Genomic DNA, 6,089 nt, shown 5'->3' with positions numbered 1-6,089 from the left:
GCTCATAGTTCCGCACATCCTTGGCCCGCAGCCAGCCCCGCACCCGCGATAGCTGAATCAGCTTCGTATAAACCGGCTCCAGCGCCCCATCCACCGTATTCCCGTCCGCATAGAGCAGCTTCACCTGACCAATGAACCAACGCCCCAGCTTAATCGCCGCCTGCATCTGACCCGACTCCACTGCATGGGTCGGCAAACGCCCCTCCACCGCTGCATTCAGGCAGTGCAAAATCAGCGCCAGCCGCCCTGTATAGCCCTGCATTTTAGAATAGACCGCCTGCAAGCCTGGGTGGGTCTCCGTCACCCGCAGCTGATCCAACTGGTCATACCAATCCGCAAACAATGCTTTGGCCTCAGGGCTCAGCCGATAGCACTGAGCCGTCAATCCCTCCAACTGCTGGTAGACGCCATAGAGCCGCTCCGACACGTCATAGCGCACCGTCCGTCGGGGAAACGGTGCAGGCTTCAGCGGCAGCAGACACCACAAAAACCTGGCCCACTGTCCACTGGCATCCGAGCAATCCCCCATCATCTCCCGCAGAATATCGGGCTGAATCGTTCCCGTCAGGCTCAGACTGGTACGCGGCAGGCTGATGCGCAGGCCACTGGCCCGATCCACCTTCAACCCCGAGCCATCAAAGGCCGTTAGCAGCGACTCCTTATCGTTCCCTCGACCATTGCGGTACTGGTTCTGCCCCTTGAAGAGGCCCGCCAGCTCATCCGGCGTTACCAAAATGCCCCGCTCCGGCTGTTGGGCTTGGATGCGGGCGATCGCCTCCCGTGTCGCATCCGAGGTGTGATACTCCCTGGGCATCGGCTTCCTCGGACGAATGCCCCTGTCCTCTGCCCTGGTCTGATCCCAATCCCGCAGGTCAACCTCATACTCCGAGGCGGCATACTCATACTCCTGATCCGCCTCCGCCTGAAGCAGCGAGAGCGGCCCTAAAATCTGCCGCTGAATTGGGCTCTTCTTACTGCCCGAAGGGGCCACCAGCCCAGTGAACACAATCGGCGGCACCGAGAACCCCATCCCGGCATCAATCTCCAGCTCCGTACCCACCCGCAGCAATGACGCCGCCACCGGCAGCAGCGTCACCAGCATCGCCGCTGGCGTCGCGCCAATCCAGTCCGCGATCTGCTCCAAGGGTTCCGCCAGGTCGGCGTGAAGATACTCCCCCAGGCACAGCTGGTAGTCGCCAATTTTGAGCAGCTGGTGAATCTCGGCCCGGCGATCGTCCCGCTCCTCAGTCTGCTCCAACTCCGCCTGCACCAGGGTAACCAGATTGCCGATATCCCTGGCTGATAGCCCCGTCTCCTGGTGCCATTGAACCACCTGCGCCGCTAAGGCCAGTTCGGTGGGGCTAGTTCCCAGGTAGGTGCGAATCTGGTCTTGCAAGGCCTGCACCGTCAATCTCTTGGGATCTTGAGCAGAGCTGATCTCCAACTGCCGCCGGTCTTGTACCGCTGCTCGAATCTGCTCCGCTGTGGCTCCATCGTGAATCCAATCCACCACATCCAGCCCGCCATGCTTCGGCAGGTTTTGCCAACGCAGGCTCTCAGGATAGGGGTAGCACCACTGGGCTGAGGGAAAGTCCTGGGCGACTTCCTCCATGTGAGCAATGCCGACCTGGTCGCGATCTGGGCACAGCACCAGCTGGGCCGCTTGCAAATCCTGGCGGTAGTCGCCATAGCTGCGGTATTTCTTCGAGCCTCCCAGAGTAGTTGTCGCGGGAATGCCAATATTCCATAAGGCATCCGCGCAGCCTTCCCCCTCCACCATCCAGATGGGTTGACCGATGGATATGGCATTCTGAACATCCCGGTATCGGTAGATCGGCACCTGGGCTCTAATCTCAGTGGTTAACCCTTTGACCCACTGCTGCCCGTTCCAGTGGTACTGCACAAAAAACTTTGCACCGTTGCCCCGATCCACCCGAGTCACCTTCACCAGGGGCTGCCCAGCTCGGCTCGGATAAAAGTAATCCTGCCGCTGCTGGGGTCGAACCGGCTTCTCGGGTGAAGCGGTGGCTGCAAAGTATTGCCCCCACATGCCATCGGCTGTTGCGCCCCGGTAAACGTAGCCGTCTACCGTCCCATCCTGGTCTACATGGGTGTGGCAGAACACCACCTCCTCATTCCAGCGGCAGTCTTGGTCTTTGGTTCGTCCACAGATTGGACAGGGGCGCGATCGCCCCGAGTAAATGTACTGTGCCATGGTTAGCTCCTGAGGTTAGGAGCCGGGCCACCACAATTAACCTGCTACTGGGCTCAGCAAATCGCCCAATCAGCCTTGTAGTCTTGGACATTGCCCATGACTTTGCTATAGTTGAAAACACATGTTTCAGTAGCAGGTTAATGAACGAAGTGGTTCTGACAAACCGCTTCAAGACGTTGATTAACCCGGCTGTGAAAAATAAAAAAAGAACTCGGCACCCTGGCTAGCAAGTAGTTGGGGTGTTTTTTCAATCAATCTTGAGCTTAAAGAATGAGGCTAGAAAGCTATCAACAATTTGACTAAACTCTGAAAGCTCTATTTGCTGTTTTTCAGCTTGGGTGAGTCATTTCGAGTGTTGGACTGAGATGGTTTTTTACGATTACTCAACAAGCTGGCCTGGTAAATTCTGATGGCTCGCTGGTGAGCGATCGGATCGTGGCGGTTGTGGAGCCAGTCTTGCATCAGCTCTAGGTTGTAGCGAATGCAACGGCTGTTAATACGAACCCAATGGATGCCCTCGATCAGCACCCCCTGCAATCGATAACGCTTCAGTGTCGTATCGCTGAGCTTGAGGTATTGGGTAGCTTCCTGCTTGCTGATGAATTGGACCATGGTTTGCTTTTCCTCGCTTATACCGTTGAGGCCAAATCTCATGGGGAGGCAGGCCAAGTTTGCTCGCCACCACCTGCTCGATGCGGCGCGATCGCTGTCGAGTCAAGGCATGGGAGACTGCCGAGGTACCAATATTCAGTTCTTTCGCGATGCTGGTTAGAGTCCAGCCCTGCTTGCGTAGAGCTGCTTTAATGTCTTCTACATGCATAGAATTGTCTTAGCTCCATCAATATATCGATGAAGTTAGCAATAAATAACTTGCATGTCAAGTGTTATAATTTGCATCTGCAATTAATGTAACCCTATGACTAATCCATTACCTGATGAGGCGCAGGCGGATGCCACGGCAGTTGACCAGTTTCCAGTCCGTCTAAAACAAGCGGTCGGTGACAAGAGCATTCGGGGCTTTGCCAGGGACTGCGGCTTTTCTGACACCGTGCTCCGCCAATATCTCAATGGCCAAAGCGAGCCAACTCGCCCGGCATTACTCGCTATAGCCCGCACGGCTAATATCAGCGTCGAGTGGCTGGCAACTGGTCAGCCTGGGACGGCTCCTCACGACTCGCCTCAAGCGTTAGCTGAGAAGTACATTCAAAAGGATCCGCTGGCCTTTGAGACGGATTGGCTAAGGACGGAGTTCCCTGATTCGTTTGAGCACCTGATGCTGACCCAGGTGGTTGATGACAGTATGGAGCCGACCCTGCTGGTAGGAGCGCTGGTGCTTGTAGACACCACAGACCGAGATCTGGAGTCGGTGACCCATGGCATCTATCTACTCAAGCTGGATGACCGAATTTTGGTTAAACGCCTGCAATATGTTGCTGAGAAGACAATTCGAGTTCTGAGTGATAATGTGGCTTACGAAGCTTTTTCCCTCGTCTTGTCGAGCCAAGCCAGTGGATTAAGCCTTATGGGTAGAGTTATTTGGGTTGGCCACAAATTACATCTCGTATGACCTTTGTGATAGTTGGTATTTACTTGCTGAGGCCCGTCAGGCTGGCTACTATTCCTTCTAATTCTGCCAATCTAAAATTTTCTGCAACGCAGCATCGGCTTCTGCCTGTGTCACCTTAGGCAGACGATTCTGGACATACTCTTCCGAGATTCCCGTTTGATTGGCAAACTCTTCCTCAATGCCATCTAGCAACTGAGGATGGTTGTAGGTTACCTGCCAGTCACGATCCCAAAAGATGCGATCGGCCAGCTCATCAATGCAGTTTTCCCATTCCAGCGAGTCTTCACAGTCCACCTCAATAGGCAGAATATCCTCCTCCTCCTCAAACTCGGCTTCTAAAACCTTGAGCATTCCCAGGGCGTTCAGAGTTTCCCAAATCAGTCTTCGCCAGTAAAACGGATCGTCATCCTGCTTAATACAGTCAGCGAAAGCGATTTCATCTTCCACCCGTTGGGTCAACCAGGCGAAAGGGAAATAGGCTGCCGCTTCTAGCACATTGGTGAGGGGTGGCACCGGCACCTCGGGCTTGAGTAACGCCTCCAGGCACCGATGCCACAACACCACCCGTTGCTCAAAGCTGGCGCTGTCGAAGATGCGGTCTCCAGTGATAACCTCTACCTCGTCGAATTCAACCGCTTCCTGGCTGAACTCAACCGCCGCCTGGAGAATGTGCAGGTAAAACTTAGCCTCTGCCCCCTCCAGCACGCGCTTGCCAAAATTGGTGTTCCAGGTCATGACGGATAGCGCTCCTCGACAACGACCAACCCCTAAAAGAACGTAGGCACCTCGATCTGACTAATCAGGCCAGCATAGTGCTCCAACAGAACTTTAGGATCATGGCCAGTCAGCTTGGCCACCTCAATCACCGACATCCCCTTCGCCAGCATGTGGCTAATGAACGTATGCCGGGTGTTGTACTGGGTGCGATACAGCCCGTTTTCTTGAGTCATACCGCACTTCTTCAAAATGCTCTGCCAGGCCCGATTGAGGAAGTTCGTCGCATCAATCGGTTTACCCTTGGGGCTGGGAAAGACCAGGGTATCGGGTTTGTAGTCTTCAGGGCGAATGGCTAACAACAGGTTCTGTAGGTCACCATTACACGGGAAGAACCGAGCCCGATTCGTTTTGGTGGCCTTTCGCAGGCGAGCCGTGCCGGTACCCTTCCGCACCAGGGTTTCGTTAAACGTAATCCCGGTACAATCACGACGAATATGCTTCCACTGGAGACCGATGGCCTCACTGGTTCTACAGCCCGTCATAAACAAGAACTGCACATAGTCGGTGTAGTGGGCGTAGTAGCGATCGTTGCGAAAGGTACCGATAATCTGCTTAATTTCCGCCTCGCTAAAGGGGGGAACTTTGAGCGGCGGCACCGGGTGGCACATCTCCGTCAGCCCGGTAAACGGGTTCTCCCAACCTGGGTCCACCAGTTTGTTCTGCTGCACCCAGTTGCCAAAGTCATTCAGGATGATCACCTGTTTCTTAATGGTGGCGGGAGAAGCACTTTGCAGCATAAACGTGACGAACTCTTGGGCCTCCCGGCGGCCAAGGATCTTGCGCCCAAAATTGCGCACTTTTTTGGGAATCGGGTTGTACATGCTCACGATGGTGAAAGGGCTCTCTAGCCGTTGCCCCTTATCGTCCACAAACTCATCCCAATGCTGCTTAAAGACATCGGTATAGCTCTGAGACGCCTCAGAGCCAGCTACAACCATTGGAAGTGGGTCCTCAGGCTTGTATTTTTGCAACGTGGGATCAAAATTGCCGCTCAGCATGTCTAACTCGATCTGCTGGGCCTTTTGCGTTGCGACCCTGCGGTTGATAATGCTGTCTGGCAAACCAACCGACAGGCAGTAGCGCTGGCTCCGGTGACTCCACCGCAACCGCAAGCGCTCGGAATAAACTTCGACTTTAACTTGTCCTTTAGCCATAGTTCGGAGTGGGGGTAAAGTACATCGCCTGCACCCTTGCCGTTATCTACGGTTATCCCAGACCCCATCAATCCGCTTTTCGTGCCCGGAGGTTTATACCAATTTCGTACCAGTTTTTACCCCCAAACTGCCCCAAAGTGACCCAACGTCACGGCCACTTTACCAAAAAGCAATCAACACCTTGATGGCTGAATCCCTTTCTGGGAGAGCGTTTGAGGCTGAAACAATTGAAAGCGGGTGATCGGACTCGAACCGACGACATTCAGCTTGGGAAGCTGACGTTCTACCACTGAACTACACCCGCAGAGGTGCCGCTGGGCAAGCGCGTTGCCAACGGACTCCTATTATACGGCTATTTGCTCAACGTATATTCCTG

Annotated in this window: 6 protein-coding genes and 1 tRNA gene; 1 reads left to right on the top strand and 6 read right to left on the bottom strand. The window is 54.5% G+C overall.

Annotated features, from left to right (window positions below):
- From IQ273_RS29150 to IQ273_RS36125, 3 genes are all read right to left on the bottom strand, one after another.
- Positions 1-2,215, bottom strand: a 2,215-nt coding sequence (locus IQ273_RS29150) for a DUF3987 domain-containing protein (protein WP_228054113.1), incomplete at its 3' end; no start/stop codon positions are given.
- 315 nt (positions 2,216-2,530) lie between these two features.
- Positions 2,531-2,827, bottom strand: coding sequence for an AlpA family transcriptional regulator (locus tag IQ273_RS29145; RefSeq protein ID WP_194026610.1), 297 nt, complete (start codon positions 2,825-2,827; stop codon positions 2,531-2,533).
- The gene (locus IQ273_RS36125; RefSeq protein ID WP_194026609.1) at positions 2,709-3,035 is read right to left on the bottom strand and encodes a helix-turn-helix domain-containing protein; all 327 of its coding nucleotides are present in this window, start codon (positions 3,033-3,035) and stop codon (positions 2,709-2,711) included. Before IQ273_RS36125 ends, IQ273_RS29145 begins: the two co-directional genes overlap by 119 nt.
- A 96-nt stretch (positions 3,036-3,131) precedes the next feature.
- Between IQ273_RS36125 and IQ273_RS29135 the strand changes: the two genes are divergently transcribed.
- On the top strand, positions 3,132-3,782 hold the full coding sequence (locus tag IQ273_RS29135; protein WP_194026608.1) for a S24 family peptidase: 651 nt from the start codon (positions 3,132-3,134) through the stop codon (positions 3,780-3,782).
- A gap of 57 nt (positions 3,783-3,839) precedes the next feature.
- On the opposite strand, the gene IQ273_RS29130 is transcribed toward IQ273_RS29135, so the two are convergent.
- The 3 genes from IQ273_RS29130 to IQ273_RS29120 all read right to left on the bottom strand — a co-directional run bounded on the left by IQ273_RS29130 (position 3,840) and on the right by IQ273_RS29120 (position 6,017).
- Positions 3,840-4,517: a hypothetical protein gene (locus IQ273_RS29130; RefSeq protein ID WP_194026607.1), complete on the bottom strand. Its 678-nt coding sequence runs from the start codon at positions 4,515-4,517 to the stop codon at positions 3,840-3,842.
- A gap of 32 nt (positions 4,518-4,549) precedes the next feature.
- On the bottom strand, positions 4,550-5,713 hold the full coding sequence (locus tag IQ273_RS29125; protein ID WP_194026606.1) for a tyrosine-type recombinase/integrase: 1,164 nt from the start codon (positions 5,711-5,713) through the stop codon (positions 4,550-4,552).
- Between the two features lie 232 nt (positions 5,714-5,945).
- A tRNA-Gly gene (locus IQ273_RS29120) sits at positions 5,946-6,017 on the bottom strand.
- Positions 6,018-6,089 lie beyond the last annotated feature (72 nt).

It is taken from the genome of Nodosilinea sp. LEGE 07298 (genome assembly GCF_015207265.1).
Taxonomy (GTDB): domain Bacteria; phylum Cyanobacteriota; class Cyanobacteriia; order Phormidesmidales; family Phormidesmidaceae; genus Nodosilinea.
The sequence above is the reverse complement of the archived record's forward strand: the minus strand, read 5'-3'. Positions and strand labels throughout refer to the sequence as shown.

Excerpts from the sequence above, each read along its gene's own strand:
- IQ273_RS29145 (WP_194026610.1), bottom strand. The coding sequence starts at position 2,827 with ATGGTCCAATTCATCAGCAAGCAGGAAGCTACCCAATACCTCAAGCTC.
- IQ273_RS29130 (WP_194026607.1), bottom strand. The coding sequence starts at position 4,517 with ATGACCTGGAACACCAATTTTGGCAAGCGCGTGCTGGAGGGGGCAGAG.
- IQ273_RS36125 (WP_194026609.1), bottom strand. The coding sequence starts at position 3,035 with ATGCATGTAGAAGACATTAAAGCAGCTCTACGCAAGCAGGGCTGGACT.
- IQ273_RS29135 (WP_194026608.1), top strand. The coding sequence starts at position 3,132 with ATGACTAATCCATTACCTGATGAGGCGCAGGCGGATGCCACGGCAGTT.
- IQ273_RS29125 (WP_194026606.1), bottom strand. The coding sequence starts at position 5,713 with ATGGCTAAAGGACAAGTTAAAGTCGAAGTTTATTCCGAGCGCTTGCGG.